Source organism: Pseudomonas graminis (assembly GCF_013201545.1).
Taxonomy (GTDB): domain Bacteria; phylum Pseudomonadota; class Gammaproteobacteria; order Pseudomonadales; family Pseudomonadaceae; genus Aquipseudomonas.
Window position 1 is genome coordinate 831509 of record NZ_CP053746.1, and the last position, 13227, is coordinate 844735.

Below are 13227 nucleotides of genomic sequence, written 5' to 3' on the forward strand. Positions count from 1 at the left end.
GTTTTGCGTATAATCGCCGACTTGTTTGCCGGTCGAGCTTTATTCCTCAGCATCCGGGCACCAGCCTGAGTCGACATCTTCAGCGAAGCCGCTTTATCGAGCGGCCGCCGCCCAGGCACCACGCCTGCGGTGTCGTGACTCGCTGCGGCACCGGACTCGACCTCCTTTACCTTAGCCGTTTCCGACAAGAGAGCATGATGGGCGAATTCGATGCCATCCGACCATACGACGACACCGAAGTAAAAGCCGTGCTTGATCGGCTGCTGGGTGACAAGGCGTTCCTCGCGATCCTCACGCATTTCCGATTTCCGCGTCTGGCCGGCTCCCTCGGCTGGATTCTGCAGCCGGCCATCGCGCGCAAGCTGCGTCGCCAGTTCGCCGGTATCGACACTGTCGCGGCCCTGCAGGACAAGGTCGAACATTACGTCGATCACACCATCGAACGCGCCACTGACGGTGTGACCTACACCGGCGTCGAGCAGTTCAAGTCCGGGGTGGCGTACCTGTTTCTGGCCAATCACCGCGACATCGTGATGGACCCGGCCTTCGTCAATTACGCGGTCTATCACGCGGGTCTGCCGACACCACGCATTGCCATTGGCGACAACCTGCTGCAGAAGCCTTTTGTCAGCGACCTGATGCGCCTGAACAAAAGCTTCATCGTGCACCGCTCGATCATCGGGCGACGGGAGAAGATGGCGGCCTACCAGTTGCTGTCGGCGTACATCAACCACTCCATCCGCAATGACTGCCAGTCGATCTGGATCGCCCAGGCCGAAGGCCGCGCCAAAGACGGCGACGACCGCACCGAATCGGCCATCCTCAAGATGTTCCACATGAGCCGCAAGGACGAGCCGTTTGGCGAAGTCATCCAATCGTTGAACCTGACGCCAGTCTCGATCAGCTATGAATACGACCCGTGCGATCACGCCAAGGCGCGGGAGCTGTACATCCGCGCCACCACCGGCAGTTACACCAAAGTGCCGGGCGAGGACGATGTCAGCATTGCGTTGGGGATCACCGGCTATAAAGGCCGCGTGCACGTGAACTTTGCCCCGCCGATCACCGAGCTGTTCGAGGACACCAAACTGCTGGCTATCGAAATGGACCGACAGATCCTCGGCGGCTATCGACTGTTCCCGGTGCATTACCTGGCGTATGCGCAGTGGGCCGACGCCGAGCCCGAACTCAAGGTGCCGAAGGCCGCCGAGGTGTTCCCGACGGACGAGCTGGAACGTGCGGAGGATGAATGGCAGCGCCGACTCAATGGCTGCCCCGCCGAGCACCGTCCGTTTCTGATTCAGCAATACGCCATGCCGGTACGCAATCAGTACCGGGTGAAGGCGGGCTTGCCGCTTTAAGGCCCCCGTCTCTTCAACGAAAACGGCGCTCTCGAAGCGCCGTTTTTTGTTGTGCGCCCTCCGTTGTTGCCGAGACCGGCCTTCACAAATGTGTCACTGCTGACACACTCAAGCGTAAGACTCGCTCGTTAAGGTCGTCGCCTATCCAAACGAGTGAAGGCGTACGCTATGCGATCCAGCAATCAGGTTGCCCGTGTCATGGTGTCCTCCCTGGCACTGTCAATGCTCGCCGTGTCGGTTCAGGCGGCGAGCCGTGCGGGAGACGACACCCTCAACGGCGTTGACCTCCTTTCCGGATTCGACACCTTGTGGACAACCGGCGCGACCTGGGACACGGGCACACCGACCGCCCTGGGTCAGAGTCTGCTAAGGCGCAACCTGCAAATCGTGGTCGACCGCGCCAACGCCCGGACCCTCGCGCAGGAAACCGCTGCCTACTTCGATGACCGCCGTGACCAGAGCTACAGCGCCATCAGCGGCCTCGGCTCGTTGAGCGCCGCCTATAAGGCAGGTGCCGGCGCCTTCACGACCATCACGCAGTTCGACGACAGCAATAGAACCGTCAAATACGACGACAAAGGCAACGGCGCAGGCAGTTCGTCTTCGGCGCTGGGCAAAGTCGTAGACCTTGTCAGCGCCGTACGCAACGACGCCTCGACCACGCCGGCCAAATCCCACTATTTATATCCGCGACCATGGCGGCAGAGTCTGGACGGTCAGAGTCTGGCCTTCGTGGTGGCGCCTTCCCTGCGCCCGGCAGAAAGCACCACGCCGGCCAGCGACTCGGGTTTCCCCAGCGGCCATACCAATGCCGCGTACCTGTCTTCCTACGCACTGGCGTACGCCATTCCCGAGCGTTTCAGCGAGTTGATGCTGCGCGCCTCGGAAATTGGCGACAACCGCATTGAAGCCGGCATGCATTCGCCGTTCGACGTGATGGGCGGGCGCATCACCGCATCCTATTTCGCCATCGACAACCTCTCCAATCCGGCCAACTCGCAACTGCGCGCCGATGCTCGCGCACAGGCCCTGACCTATTTCACGGCGCAGTGCGGCGGTGACGTCAACAATTGCATGGCCACCATCGACCCGGCGACAGATCGCACGTCTCAACACGCTCAGGACAAGGCGCTGTTCACTTCGCGCATGACCTACGGCTTCGATCCGGTGGGCCCGACCAACCTGGCCGCCGTGGTGCCGACCAACGCCGAAGTGTTGCTGGAAACCCGCTTCCCGTACCTGGACGCCAGTCAGCGCCGCGAGATACTGGCGACCACCGAGATTTCGTCCGGCTATGCGGTGATCGATCAGTCAGGCGGCTACGGCCGTCTGAACCTGTTCGCAGCGGGGGATGGTTATGCGGCGTTCAATTCCAACGTGACGGTCAACATGAACGCCAGCCTCGGCGGCTATAACGCCGTTGATGCCTGGCGCAACGACATCAGCGGCAGCGGCGCGCTGATCAAGAACGGCAGCGGCAACCTGATGCTGACCGGCAACAACAGTTACTCGGGCGGCACGGTGATCAACGGTGGCGTGCTGACCGGCCATGCCAAGGCGTTCGGTAGCGGAACGATCACCGACAACGGGACGCTGGTCGTCGATCAGTCAACCAACGACACCCTCTCCAATACTCTCACGGGCAACGGTGCGTTGATCAAACGTGGCGTCGGCTCGCTGAACCTGACCGGCAACAACAGCCTGTCCGGCGCCACGACGGTGCAAGCGGGTCGGCTGGCGGTCAACGGTAACCTGGGCAACTCCATCGTCAGCGTGCAGCAAGGCGCAACGCTGGGTGGCAACGGCACCGTTGGCGGCATCAATGTCGCTCAGGGCGGCGTGGTTGCACCGGGTAACTCGGTCGGGCAACTGAACGTCAACGGCGACGTCAACCTTGCTCAGGGCTCGGTCTATCAAGTCGAATCGGACGCCAACGGCAATGCCGATCGTATCGTCGCCAGCGGCCGCGCGACGCTCAACAACAGTACGCTTTCGCTGGTTGAAGGCGGTAACTGGCTGGCCGCCAGCCGTTACTCGATTCTCTCGGCAGCCGGTGGCGTCACTGGTGCGTTTGCCAACGTGCAAACCAACTACGCCTTCCTCACCCCGACGCTGAGCTACACGGCGACCGATGTCGGGCTGACGCTGGATCGTAACGCACAAACCTTCGCCAGCCTGGCGACGACCCGCAATGCCCGAGCCGTCGCTCAAGGGCTGGACAGCGCCGGGGCAGGCAACGCGCTCTGGCGTCAGGTGGTGCAGGACGACGCGTCGACCGCGCAGGCCACGTTCAAGGCGCTGTCCAACGAGCTGCATGCGTCGACCCAATCCGCACTGATCGAAGACAGCCGATTAGTGCGCAACGCGGTGAACGATCGTTTGCAGCAAGCGCAGTCGGCAGCGGCACTGGGCAGCACGACACAGACCCTCCCAGGAGATGATTCCCGTGGCGTGGTGTGGACTCAAGCCATCGGCGCGACCGGCAAAACCGACAGCACCGGTGATGTGTCGGGCCTCGACACGCACACCAGCGGCGTGCTGTTCGGCGCTGACGTGCCGCTCGACGAGACCTGGCGCGTGGGTGCGCTGGCCGGTTTCAGCAACAGCAGCTTCGACCTGCGCCATGCCTCCGGCTCCACTGACAGCGACAACTACCATCTGGGCGTCTATGCGGGCGCCAAGTGGGGCCAACTGGGTCTGCGCCTCGGCGCGGTCCGCACCTGGCACGAGCTGACGGCCAAGCGCACGCTGGACTTGCCGGGTGCTTCCGAGCGTTTCAAGGAAGATTACAACGCGGCGACCAATCAGGTGTTTGGCGAACTGGGTTACGCCATCGAACTGGGCAATGCGCAACTTGAGCCCTTCGCCAACCTCGCGCATGTGCGACTGGACACCGATTCCTTCGACGAGAACAGCAACGCGATCAGGCTGGAGAACAAGTCTCAGGACAACAACATCACCTTCAGCACCCTCGGCCTGCGTGCCGCCACTCGCTTGAATGCGGGCAGCGTCGCGATCAAACCCAACGCGACACTGGGCTGGCGTCGTGCCTACGGCGACGTGACGCCAGAGAGCCGCGCGGCCTTCAGCGGCGGCGACACTTTCGAGCTCTCCGGCGCACCGATTGCCCGCAACGCAGCGGTGCTGGGCGCGGGTGTCGATCTGGGTTTGAGCGACACGTTGAGTGTCGGGCTGAGTTACAACGGACAGGTAAGCAGCGATGCGTCGGATCAGACGTTGAATGCGCGGGTGACGCTGGCTTTCTAAACGATCACAGCTTTGTGCTCACCCACGACAACAGCAGCGCGAACGCCAGACACGCAGTGCCGAAGCGGTAGCTCAGGCGGATCATGCGCAAGGTGGGTACATCCATCAGGTGCATGGGTTCGTCGATCGGGGCTTGTTCGGTGAGATGGTGCAAATGGGCCATCTCTCGCTGCTCCCGAGTGCGTGTGGTGTGCAGCAGCCAGATGCCGGGGCCGGCGGCAAGCAAGGCGCAGAGGTTGATGGCGAGACCGGGGGCGTGATGGATAAGCGACATGGTGCCTCGATGACGCCGGATTAATGGGCGCCGCAGACTCAGTTTGGATCTGCCGCTCACACTAGTCGCTGTCACCTTAACGTCACCTGAACCGGGCACTGTGTGGGACCTCAAACCGACCCACCGCCACGGAGAGCGTCATGCTGCACGCCCACAACCAGGACCGCCTTTACCTCATCGCCCCCAGCGACGAACAGGAAGCATTGATCGACGCACTGGCGTTCAACGTCCAGGACAGGCATTGGCTGGTGTATTGCGCACTTGGCGGTCATGCGCATACGATCTGCCGGAAATGGATCTGCAGACCGGTTTCAGTTTTCTGGACTTCTATCAGGCGGCTTGACCCTCCGGCATTGCGAATCCCGAGCGACCCCGCTGAATGAAAAAAGCCCCGGCTTCTCGCGAAACCGGGGCTTTTTTGCACATCAGAACCAGGCGTTAAGCTTATTGGCCCAGGGTGCGGCCAATCGTCTGATCCTGGAACAGGCGAGTCAGCGCGTCGCTGAGTACGTCGCTGATCAATTTGGTGTTGGTCTCTTCATTCGGCGCCATGCCAAAACGTTGATCCATCGAAGCCGCGTAACGGCCGCTGTAGTTACGACCGCCATTCTGAACGTCAGCGCGGAACGTGGAACTGATGTTGGCTTCGGTGACGTACAGGCCTTCTTTCGGCGACTGATACTTCAGGTCGGCCAGGGTAACGGTCAACTGCGGACCACTACCGTTCGGCACGGGCGTGAAACCGAGCAACCGCACGCCCGCTTCAGCCTGGGCCTGCAACCTTGGCAACAACTGCTGGCCGTTGACCGTGATCGAGCTGGTTTCCGGGTACAGGCCACCGCGGGTGCCCAGCGTCTGCGACTGACGACCGTCAACTACCCGAACGACCACTTGCTGACCGTGACCGACCGGTGCGAGTTGAGCGTTCAGCTTGGGTTCCGGGGTGAGGGATTGCGGGCTGTGGGCACAGCCCGCCAGGGTCAGACTGCCAGCGGCAAGCAAACCGAACAGAACGCGACGCAACATGCTCATTTCTCCATGGGCCAAGGCACAAAATGTGCCGCAGTATAGCGACCTCCCAAGGCCGCTCACTAGGGTAAAGATACGACAGAGTGCCATCGCGCCGGTTCCGGCGAGGGCGCGCGATGGCTCACCTGCTCGAAATCAACACAATTGCGCAATCGCAACGTCACAGCGATGTCATGCCCGCCGGCCATACTTTTTTCAACTCTCCAGCAAGGAGTCCTGCCATGGACTTTCTTTGGTCGCTGTTCTCGTTGCGCCGCCGTCATCGTCACTATGCACGTCTGGACCAGCAGGGCATCTGCCTGGCGTTCAAGCACTGCGCCGAAACGCCCTGTGGTCAGGGCTGGGTCGAAGTCCACGAGGCAAAGCTGTGCTGGCTGCAGCGCCCACTCCCCGCCAGCGCCCGAGTGACTCCCCGGTCACGTGCGATTACCGCCCGACATATGCTCAGCATCTGACCGAAAGACGAATAAAAGTCATTTTTCCTGGATCATTTCTGCCCGTTTCATCGCTATAATCTTCCCCCGATTATAAGGACGTCTCCTGATCGGGCCTCGCAGCATCGTCGATAGCCACTATCGATTCCTCCGTATCGCCCACAGAGAGCCTTCCACACAGACATGTGCAGCCCGATGTGGCCGCAGCGCAGACGCCGGATCGTCGATTAATCCGAACGTCCTTCGCCAGTTCTTGCCTCACATCGCGTATGAACCTGATCTGCAGAGCTGCCATCGCGCAGCCCTTTTTGAGGTCGCGTCTCCAAAAGAGCGTGAAAAAAACGGGTTTTCACAACTTCACAAGAGTGTGGCAAGCAAATGAATAGTTTCGCGTTTGTAAATGCACCGTTAGCGTCTGACCCAGCCCCCTTGCAAAGGACCGACCGCAACGCTGTCTCCGTCAAAAGAGCCTGAAGCCTGTCCGCTACGGATTTGGTTGCACAACCGGACGTCTTGACGATAGTCGAATGGCTGTACGGGCCGAAAAATGCGTTCATGCTTCCCTTATAAAAGCATCAACCAGGCTCGTTCGGTGGCGTCCGCTGAAGATGCAAAAAATTGCGAAGAATCGGACATGGCGATCCCGGCCGGGTTGAACGAGGCACTGCGCGAACACCGCGCCGCCCGAACCCGGCGACTGACTACGGGAACGCATGCCGTCAATTTGGTGCTGCAGATTTTGGAGACGCGTTAATGGCGCATAACGAAGCAGTCGACGTAGTGCTGGTCGGGGCGGGCATCATGAGTGCCACCCTTGCCGTACTGCTCAAAGAGCTGGACCCGAACCTCAAGATTGAAGTCGTCGAGCTGATGGATTCCGGTGCGGCAGAGAGCTCCAACCCCTGGAACAACGCAGGCACCGGCCACGCCGGGCTGTGCGAGCTGAACTACACGCCGGAAGCGGCCGATGGCTCGATCGACACCAAAAAAGCGATTCACATCAACACCCAGTTCGAGGTCTCCAGGCAGTTCTGGGCCTACCTGGCGCGCAAAGGCACGTTCGGCTCCTCCCGTTCGTTCATCACGCCGGTTCCGCACCTGAGCTTCGTTCAGGGCGAAAAAGGCATGGCGTACCTGAAGAAGCGTTACGAAGCGCTGCGCACCCACCATGCCTTCTCCTCGATGGAATACACCGAAGACAAAAGCAAACTGGCTGAATGGATGCCGCTGATGATGCCCGGCCGTCCCGCCGATGAGCCCATCGCCGCGACCCGGGTCATGCATGGCACCGACGTCAACTTCGGCAACTTGACCAACATGCTGCTCAAGCACCTGGCAACGGCGCCCGATGCGCAGGTCAAATACTGCAAACGCGTCACCGACCTGAGCCGCGAGGGTGACGGCTGGACCGTTACCATCAAGGACGTAAACAACGGCAGCACCCGCGACATCGACGCCAAATTCGTGTTTCTGGGCGCGGGTGGCGCGGCACTGCCGTTGCTGCAGATGTCTGGCATTGAAGAAGGCAAGGGCTTCGGCGGCTTCCCGGTGAGCGGCCAGTGGCTGCGTTGCGACAACCCTGAAGTGGTCAAGCGCCACCAGGCCAAGGTGTACAGCCAGGCAGCGGTGGGTTCGCCACCGATGTCGGTGCCGCACCTGGACACCCGCGTCGTCGACGGCAAAAAGTCCCTGCTATTCGGTCCTTACGCCGGCTTCACCACCAAGTTTCTCAAGCACGGTTCGCTGCTGGACCTGCCGCTGTCGATCCGAGCGGCCAACATCGCGCCGATGCTGGCGGTGGCCCGCGACAACATGGACCTGACCAAGTACCTGATCAGCGAAGTGCGGCAGTCGATGGAACAGCGGCTCGATGCTCTGCGCCGTTTCTACCCGGAGGCGAAAGCCGAAGACTGGCGTCTGGAAGTGGCCGGTCAACGCGTACAGATCATCAAAAAGGACCCGAAAAAAGGCGGCGTTTTGCAGTTCGGGACTGAGCTGGTGTCGGCGAAGGACGGTTCCCTTGCCGCACTGTTGGGCGCCTCGCCGGGCGCTTCGGTGACGGTTTCGATCATGCTGGATCTGATCGAGCGTTGCTTCCCGGACAAAGCCCGCACCGAGTGGGCCACCAAGCTGAACGAGATCTTCCCGGCTCGCGAAAAGGCCCTGGAAACCGATGCGCAGCTGTACCAACGCATCAGCGCTCAGAGCGATGCCAGCCTGGACCTGGTGCCGAACAGCGAAACAGCCACTTTCGCCTGATCGTTGGGTTGCTCCAAAAAAAGCTCTAATGGAAAACCCCGCCCTATCAGGCGGGGTTTTCTTTTTGCACTAAGGTACCGGCTTGGGCCGGAAAGCAGTTTCGCAGCTTCAACATCACTTCATCACGAATCGGACGGAATACGCCTGCATCGAGTTTGTGCCTTTGGTCACCGATGCGGTGCACTCTGCCGGTACGGTCCCGATCGATTTGCCCGTTGCGGATTTCTCCGGCGCCGGGGTGATCGAGACCCAACTGAACGTGACTGCGTGCGCTGCCGTGAACTCGCAGATTTTGCCCTGCCCGCTCACGCGGAAACTCGCAGAATCATTGCGCGGGTTCTTCAGCGGGATGGACACAGACGCGGTGGGTGCGTCAGCCGCAAAGCCATAACCGGTGTAATCAGCATTGGGTTTGGCCCAGCTGGCCCATACCAGCGCGAGGTCGATGCCTGTCTGATTCCACATTTCCATGTTGAGCTGAATTTTTTTGGGGTAAGCCGCCTGAGCGGATGCTGCTGCGACCATCATTGCGATGGCGGCGATGGTGCGGGTAAAGCAAGTCTTTACGTTTTTCATGTCATGAATTCCCTTCATTCATCAATGCGAGCGTCCTGCTCGCGGTTCTGTGAACTTCGTCACAGGGCTGAGTATGATGCAGCGTGCCGCTTTCGGTAGTCGCAAACGCCGAGGCATGCAGTAGGAAGGGTCTTTCGATTGCGTGGTTACGGCGCGGGAGCAGGCGGCTGCTCTCGTACGAAGGGAGCATCGGGCGCCGAAGGATGGCGCCCGGAAATTGCGCGATTCAGCCTTTCGCCTTCTCGATCAATTCGATGTATTCATCGGCGTTACGTTGATCCCTGATCAGGGTAACGAAGTCATTGCCGTGCTCGTCTTTGCCGTCGAGGTCGTAACCGGCCTCCTTGAAGAACGTCAGAAAACGTCCGAAGTCATCGATGCGCAGGCCACGGTAGGCCTTGATCAGCTTGTGCAGCGACGGCGACGTGGCATCGACCGGTTCGAAATCCAGGAACAGCTTGATCTGGGCGTCGCCGATTTCATCGCCAATCACCTGCTTCTTATCTTTACGCATTGCTGACTCCAACTGACTTGCGGACATTTCACGGGCGGGCAGTTTACCCCCCGCCCGGTCGCGGGCTCAACGCGCGCGTACGCTGCCGGTGTGCAGGTCGGCCCAGACGTGACCGTTGGCATAGCTGAGGAACTGGCAGTAGACCTTTTCGTTACGCAGCAAATCCACGAACACCCGGTATTGCGTCGCCGGGTAGTAGAGCGTCAGCGTGCGCGAAGGCTCGTCGTAGGTCGGTTTCTTCAGGCTTTTGCTTTCGCCGTCGAAGTGGATCAGCACGTCGGCGATCGTCGCGCCCTTGTTCATGGGTTTGCCTTTCAGCCGCAGAATCAGCGGCGAGGTGACAGGAATCGGTTGCTGATTGGACTGACGCTGGCTGCCCACCACCACCGAATACTCAGTGATCTGCAGCAATTGCTGCTGCTCGGGTTCACCTTCGCGCACGGACAATTCGTCCGGCGGCAAGTATTGCGCGTGCATGGGTTCGGCGAGTGCGGGGAGTGGCAGCGTCAACAGCAACATCAACGCAGCGGTACTTCGAACAGATAACGGCATGGGCACCTCCCGAAAAAATGGGGGGCACTCTAGCATGTGGAGCCCTGCCGCCCCCCACACTCTCCGGTCCCTGCAAGACCCGAAATCTTCGTTGTTGGATGTGGCATTTGTGGGAGCGAGCTCGCTCGCGAATGCGGTGAGTCAGTTAGCACCGATGGCGAATGACCCGACGCATTCGCGAGCAAGCTCACTCCCACAATATGATGATGCTTGCCTTACATGCCCTTGACGGCATAGATCCCGGCCGCGTTGCGCCAGTAGCCTTTGTAGTCCATGCCATAACCGAAGATGTAGCGATCGATGCACGGCAGGCCGACGAAATCGGCTTTCAGGTCAGGCCGCGCCTTGCGGTCGTGGTCCTTGTCGATCAGCACGGCGGTGTGTACAGCGCGCGCGCCAGCGTGTTTGCAGAAGTCGATGATCGCGCCGAGGGTGTGGCCTTCGTCGAGGATGTCGTCAATGATTAACACATCGCGGTCGATGAACGAGACTTCAGGCTTGGCTTTCCAGAACAGGTCGCCGCCGCTGGTTTCGTTGCGATAGCGGGTGGCGTGCAGGTAGGACGCTTCCAGGGGGAAATTCAGATGAGTGAGCAGCTTGCCGGCGAAGATCAGGCCACCGTTCATGACGCAAAACACCACCGGGTTACGGTCGGCCAGCACGCCATTGATTTGCTCGCCGACACGGGCGATGGAGGCTTCGACTTCGGCCTCGTTGTAAAGGCAGTCAGCCTCGCGCATGACTTGACGGATATGCTCGAGATCAGCGGACATGACGCTCTCCAAGGGGGCTGTGTAAGGAAAAGCGGGCAAAGGTACGCATCCGCCGACATCAGGGCAAGTGTTTCTGGACTAACGTTGCACTGCCGTTCCATAAATCTCGACGCGCGAACCTAACCGTCAGGACAAGTTACAGCTGAATAGATTAATCTAAGCCGTTTTTTTTGCCCGCCCGCTGGAGCCTTCCCCCTATGCCCATTCGTGAGATCCGCCATCCGCTGATCCGCCACAAGCTCGGCCTGATGCGCCGTGCCGATATCAGCACCAAGAATTTTCGTGAACTGGCTCAAGAAGTCGGCGCGCTGCTGACGTACGAAGCGACCAAGGATCTGCCGCTGGAAACCTACGACATCCAGGGATGGGCCGGCACGGTTCAGGTCGAGAAGATCGCCGGCAAGAAGATTACCGTGGTGCCAATCCTGCGGGCGGGCATCGGCATGCTTGAAGGTGTGCTCAGCCTGATCCCCGGCGCCAAGGTCAGTGCCGTGGGCGTCGCACGCAATGAGGAAACCCTCGAAGCCCACACGTACCTGGAAAAGCTCGCTCCCGAGATCGACCAGCGTCTGGCGCTGATCATCGACCCGATGCTTGCCACCGGCGCTTCCATGGTTGCCACCATCGACCTGCTGAAAAAAGCCGGTTGCCGCGACATCCGCGCCATGGTCCTGGTGGCTGCGCCGGAAGGCATCGCCACCGTCGAGCAGGCCCACCCGGACGTCAACATTTACACCGCGTCCATCGATCAACAACTGAACGAACACGGCTATATCATCCCGGGCCTGGGCGATGCCGGTGACAAGATTTTCGGCACCAAGCAGAAGGACGCCTGATGAAGCCGGATGAGTTCAACGACCCACTCTGGCGCACGATCCTGTCGGGCGCGCAGATGCTGTTCGTGGCATTCGGCGCACTGGTATTAATGCCGCTGATCACCGGCCTCGATCCCAACGTCGCGTTGTTCACGGCAGGCTTGGGCACCCTGTGTTTTCAGGTGGTGACAGGCCGTCAGGTGCCGGTCTTCCTCGCGTCCAGCTTTGCCTTCATCACCCCGATCATTCTCGCCAAGGGCCAGTTCGGTCTTGCTGCAACCATGGGCGGCGTCATGGCAGCGGGCTTCGTCTACACCTTCCTGGGTCTGGCCGTGAAGATCAAAGGCACCGGCTTCATCGACCGCCTGCTGCCGCCGGTGGTGATTGGCCCGGTGATCATTTCCATTGGTCTGGCGATGGCACCCATTGCCGCCAACATGGCGATGGGCCGGACGGGTGATGGCGCAGCAGAACTGATCCCGTACAACACCGCCATCATCATTTCGATGGCGGCGCTGCTGACGACGTTGATCGTTGCGGTGTTCGGCAAAGGCATCTTCCGCCTGGTGCCGATCATCTCCGGCGTGCTGGTGGGTTTTGCGCTGTCGTTTTACTTCGGTGTGGTCGATGTGGCGAAAATTGCTGCGGCGCCCTGGCTGGCACTGCCGCACTTCACGGCGCCGGAATTCAACTGGCAGGCGATTCTGTTCATCGTCCCGGTGGCACTGGCCCCGGCCATCGAGCACATCGGCGGCGTGATTGCGGTAGGCAGCGTGACGGGACGCGATTACCTGAAAAAGCCTGGCCTGCATCGCACGCTACTGGGTGACGGCATTGCAACCACCGTGGCCGGCGCGTTTGGTGGCCCGCCCAACACCACCTACGCCGAAGTCACCGGCGCGGTGATGCTGACCAAGAACTACAACCCGAAGATCATGACCTGGGCGGCGATTTTCGCCATCACCCTGGCCTTCATCGGCAAGTTCGGCGCGTTGCTGCAAAGCATTCCGGTGCCGGTCATGGGCGGGATTCTGTGCCTGCTGTTCGGGTCGATTGCTGCGGTGGGCATGAACACGCTGATCCGCCACAAGGTTGATCTGGCCGAAGCGCGTAATCTGGTGATCGTGTCCGTCACACTCGTGTTCGGCATTGGCGGCGTGCTGATCGGCACCGGCAACGGCCCTGACGATTTCGGCATGAAAGGCATCGCGCTGTGCGCCGTGACCGCGATTGTGCTGAACCTGATCCTGCCGGGGAATGACGCGTGGAAGAACAAGCACCTGGATGATCAGTTGCCGTAGTTCTGAAGCGTAATGAAAGGGGGCATCACTCACGTGATGCCCCCTTTTTTTGGGATTCTGTAGGGATAGCTT

The 13227-nt window shown here is 60.4% G+C and carries 12 protein-coding genes and 1 pseudogene; 7 read left to right on the top strand and 6 right to left on the bottom strand.

All coding sequences use genetic code 11. The features are described 5' to 3' along the window. The first annotated feature begins 197 nt into the window (after positions 1–197). Positions 198–1361 carry a 1-acyl-sn-glycerol-3-phosphate acyltransferase gene (locus FX982_RS03820; RefSeq protein WP_172609706.1) on the top strand — a complete coding sequence of 388 codons (1164 nt, stop codon included), beginning with the start codon at positions 198–200 and terminating at the stop codon, positions 1359–1361. 198 nt (positions 1362–1559) lie between these two features. Then, complete coding sequence (locus FX982_RS03825) at positions 1560–4628, top strand: autotransporter domain-containing protein (RefSeq protein ID WP_438826313.1); 3069 nt, start codon at positions 1560–1562, stop codon at positions 4626–4628. A 4-nt stretch (positions 4629–4632) separates the two neighbouring features. On the opposite strand, the gene FX982_RS03830 is transcribed toward FX982_RS03825, so the two are convergent. After that, positions 4633–4902: a hypothetical protein gene (locus FX982_RS03830; protein WP_172609708.1), complete on the bottom strand. Its 270-nt coding sequence runs from the start codon at positions 4900–4902 to the stop codon at positions 4633–4635. Between the two features lie 140 nt (positions 4903–5042). Between FX982_RS03830 and FX982_RS03835 the strand changes: the two are divergent. Next, positions 5043–5245, top strand: a pseudogene (locus tag FX982_RS03835) (hypothetical protein). Positions 5246–5346: 101 nt separating this feature from the next. On the opposite strand, the gene FX982_RS03840 reads toward FX982_RS03835, so the two are convergent. Then, positions 5347–5928, bottom strand: coding sequence for a YajG family lipoprotein (locus FX982_RS03840; RefSeq protein WP_122536180.1), 582 nt, complete (start codon positions 5926–5928; stop codon positions 5347–5349). 224 nt (positions 5929–6152) lie between these two features. Here FX982_RS03840 and FX982_RS03845 point away from each other — a divergent pair, with 224 nt between their 5' ends. Further along, on the top strand, positions 6153–6386 hold the full coding sequence (locus tag FX982_RS03845; RefSeq protein WP_172609709.1) for a hypothetical protein: 234 nt from the start codon (positions 6153–6155) through the stop codon (positions 6384–6386). Positions 6387–7118: 732 nt separating this feature from the next. Next, the gene (gene mqo / locus FX982_RS03850) at positions 7119–8624 is read left to right on the top strand and encodes a malate dehydrogenase (quinone) (protein ID WP_172609710.1); all 1506 of its coding nucleotides are present in this window, start codon (positions 7119–7121) and stop codon (positions 8622–8624) included. 114 nt (positions 8625–8738) lie between these two features. On the opposite strand, the gene FX982_RS03855 is transcribed toward mqo, so the two are convergent. The 4 genes from FX982_RS03855 to FX982_RS03870 form a co-directional block, all read right to left on the bottom strand. Then, positions 8739–9200: a hypothetical protein gene (locus FX982_RS03855; protein WP_172609711.1), complete on the bottom strand. Its 462-nt coding sequence runs from the start codon at positions 9198–9200 to the stop codon at positions 8739–8741. A gap of 226 nt (positions 9201–9426) precedes the next feature. After that, positions 9427–9714, bottom strand: a complete 288-nt coding sequence (locus tag FX982_RS03860; protein WP_122536184.1) for a PA4642 family protein — start codon at positions 9712–9714, stop codon at positions 9427–9429. Positions 9715–9780: 66 nt separating this feature from the next. Further along, entirely contained in the window at positions 9781–10266 is a 486-nt protein-coding gene (locus tag FX982_RS03865) for a hypothetical protein (protein WP_122536185.1), read from the bottom strand. Positions 10267–10481: 215 nt separating this feature from the next. Next, positions 10482–11039, bottom strand: coding sequence for a hypoxanthine-guanine phosphoribosyltransferase (locus FX982_RS03870; protein WP_037018287.1), 558 nt, complete (start codon positions 11037–11039; stop codon positions 10482–10484). A 197-nt stretch (positions 11040–11236) separates the two neighbouring features. Between FX982_RS03870 and upp the strand changes: the two genes are divergently transcribed. Then, the gene (gene upp, locus FX982_RS03875) at positions 11237–11875 is read left to right on the top strand and encodes a uracil phosphoribosyltransferase (RefSeq protein WP_122536186.1); all 639 of its coding nucleotides are present in this window, start codon (positions 11237–11239) and stop codon (positions 11873–11875) included. Beyond that, positions 11875–13155, top strand: a complete 1281-nt coding sequence (locus FX982_RS03880; RefSeq protein ID WP_037018282.1) for a uracil-xanthine permease family protein — start codon at positions 11875–11877, stop codon at positions 13153–13155. The genes upp and FX982_RS03880 overlap by 1 nt, the downstream gene beginning before the upstream one ends. Positions 13156–13227: the final 72 nt, after the last annotated feature.

What these genes read in the sequence shown, in the direction of transcription:
- FX982_RS03820 (WP_172609706.1), top strand. Translation starts at nt 198, where the DNA reads ATGGGCGAATTCGATGCCATCCGACCATACGACGACACCGAAGTAAAA.
- FX982_RS03825 (WP_438826313.1), top strand. Translation starts at nt 1,560, where the DNA reads ATGGTGTCCTCCCTGGCACTGTCAATGCTCGCCGTGTCGGTTCAGGCG.
- FX982_RS03830 (WP_172609708.1), bottom strand. Translation starts at nt 4,902, where the DNA reads ATGTCGCTTATCCATCACGCCCCCGGTCTCGCCATCAACCTCTGCGCC.
- FX982_RS03840 (WP_122536180.1), bottom strand. Translation starts at nt 5,928, where the DNA reads ATGTTGCGTCGCGTTCTGTTCGGTTTGCTTGCCGCTGGCAGTCTGACC.
- FX982_RS03845 (WP_172609709.1), top strand. Translation starts at nt 6,153, where the DNA reads ATGGACTTTCTTTGGTCGCTGTTCTCGTTGCGCCGCCGTCATCGTCAC.
- mqo (WP_172609710.1), top strand. Translation starts at nt 7,119, where the DNA reads ATGGCGCATAACGAAGCAGTCGACGTAGTGCTGGTCGGGGCGGGCATC.
- FX982_RS03855 (WP_172609711.1), bottom strand. Translation starts at nt 9,200, where the DNA reads ATGAAAAACGTAAAGACTTGCTTTACCCGCACCATCGCCGCCATCGCA.
- FX982_RS03860 (WP_122536184.1), bottom strand. Translation starts at nt 9,714, where the DNA reads ATGCGTAAAGATAAGAAGCAGGTGATTGGCGATGAAATCGGCGACGCC.
- FX982_RS03865 (WP_122536185.1), bottom strand. Translation starts at nt 10,266, where the DNA reads ATGCCGTTATCTGTTCGAAGTACCGCTGCGTTGATGTTGCTGTTGACG.
- FX982_RS03870 (WP_037018287.1), bottom strand. Translation starts at nt 11,039, where the DNA reads ATGTCCGCTGATCTCGAGCATATCCGTCAAGTCATGCGCGAGGCTGAC.
- upp (WP_122536186.1), top strand. Translation starts at nt 11,237, where the DNA reads ATGCCCATTCGTGAGATCCGCCATCCGCTGATCCGCCACAAGCTCGGC.
- FX982_RS03880 (WP_037018282.1), top strand. Translation starts at nt 11,875, where the DNA reads ATGAAGCCGGATGAGTTCAACGACCCACTCTGGCGCACGATCCTGTCG.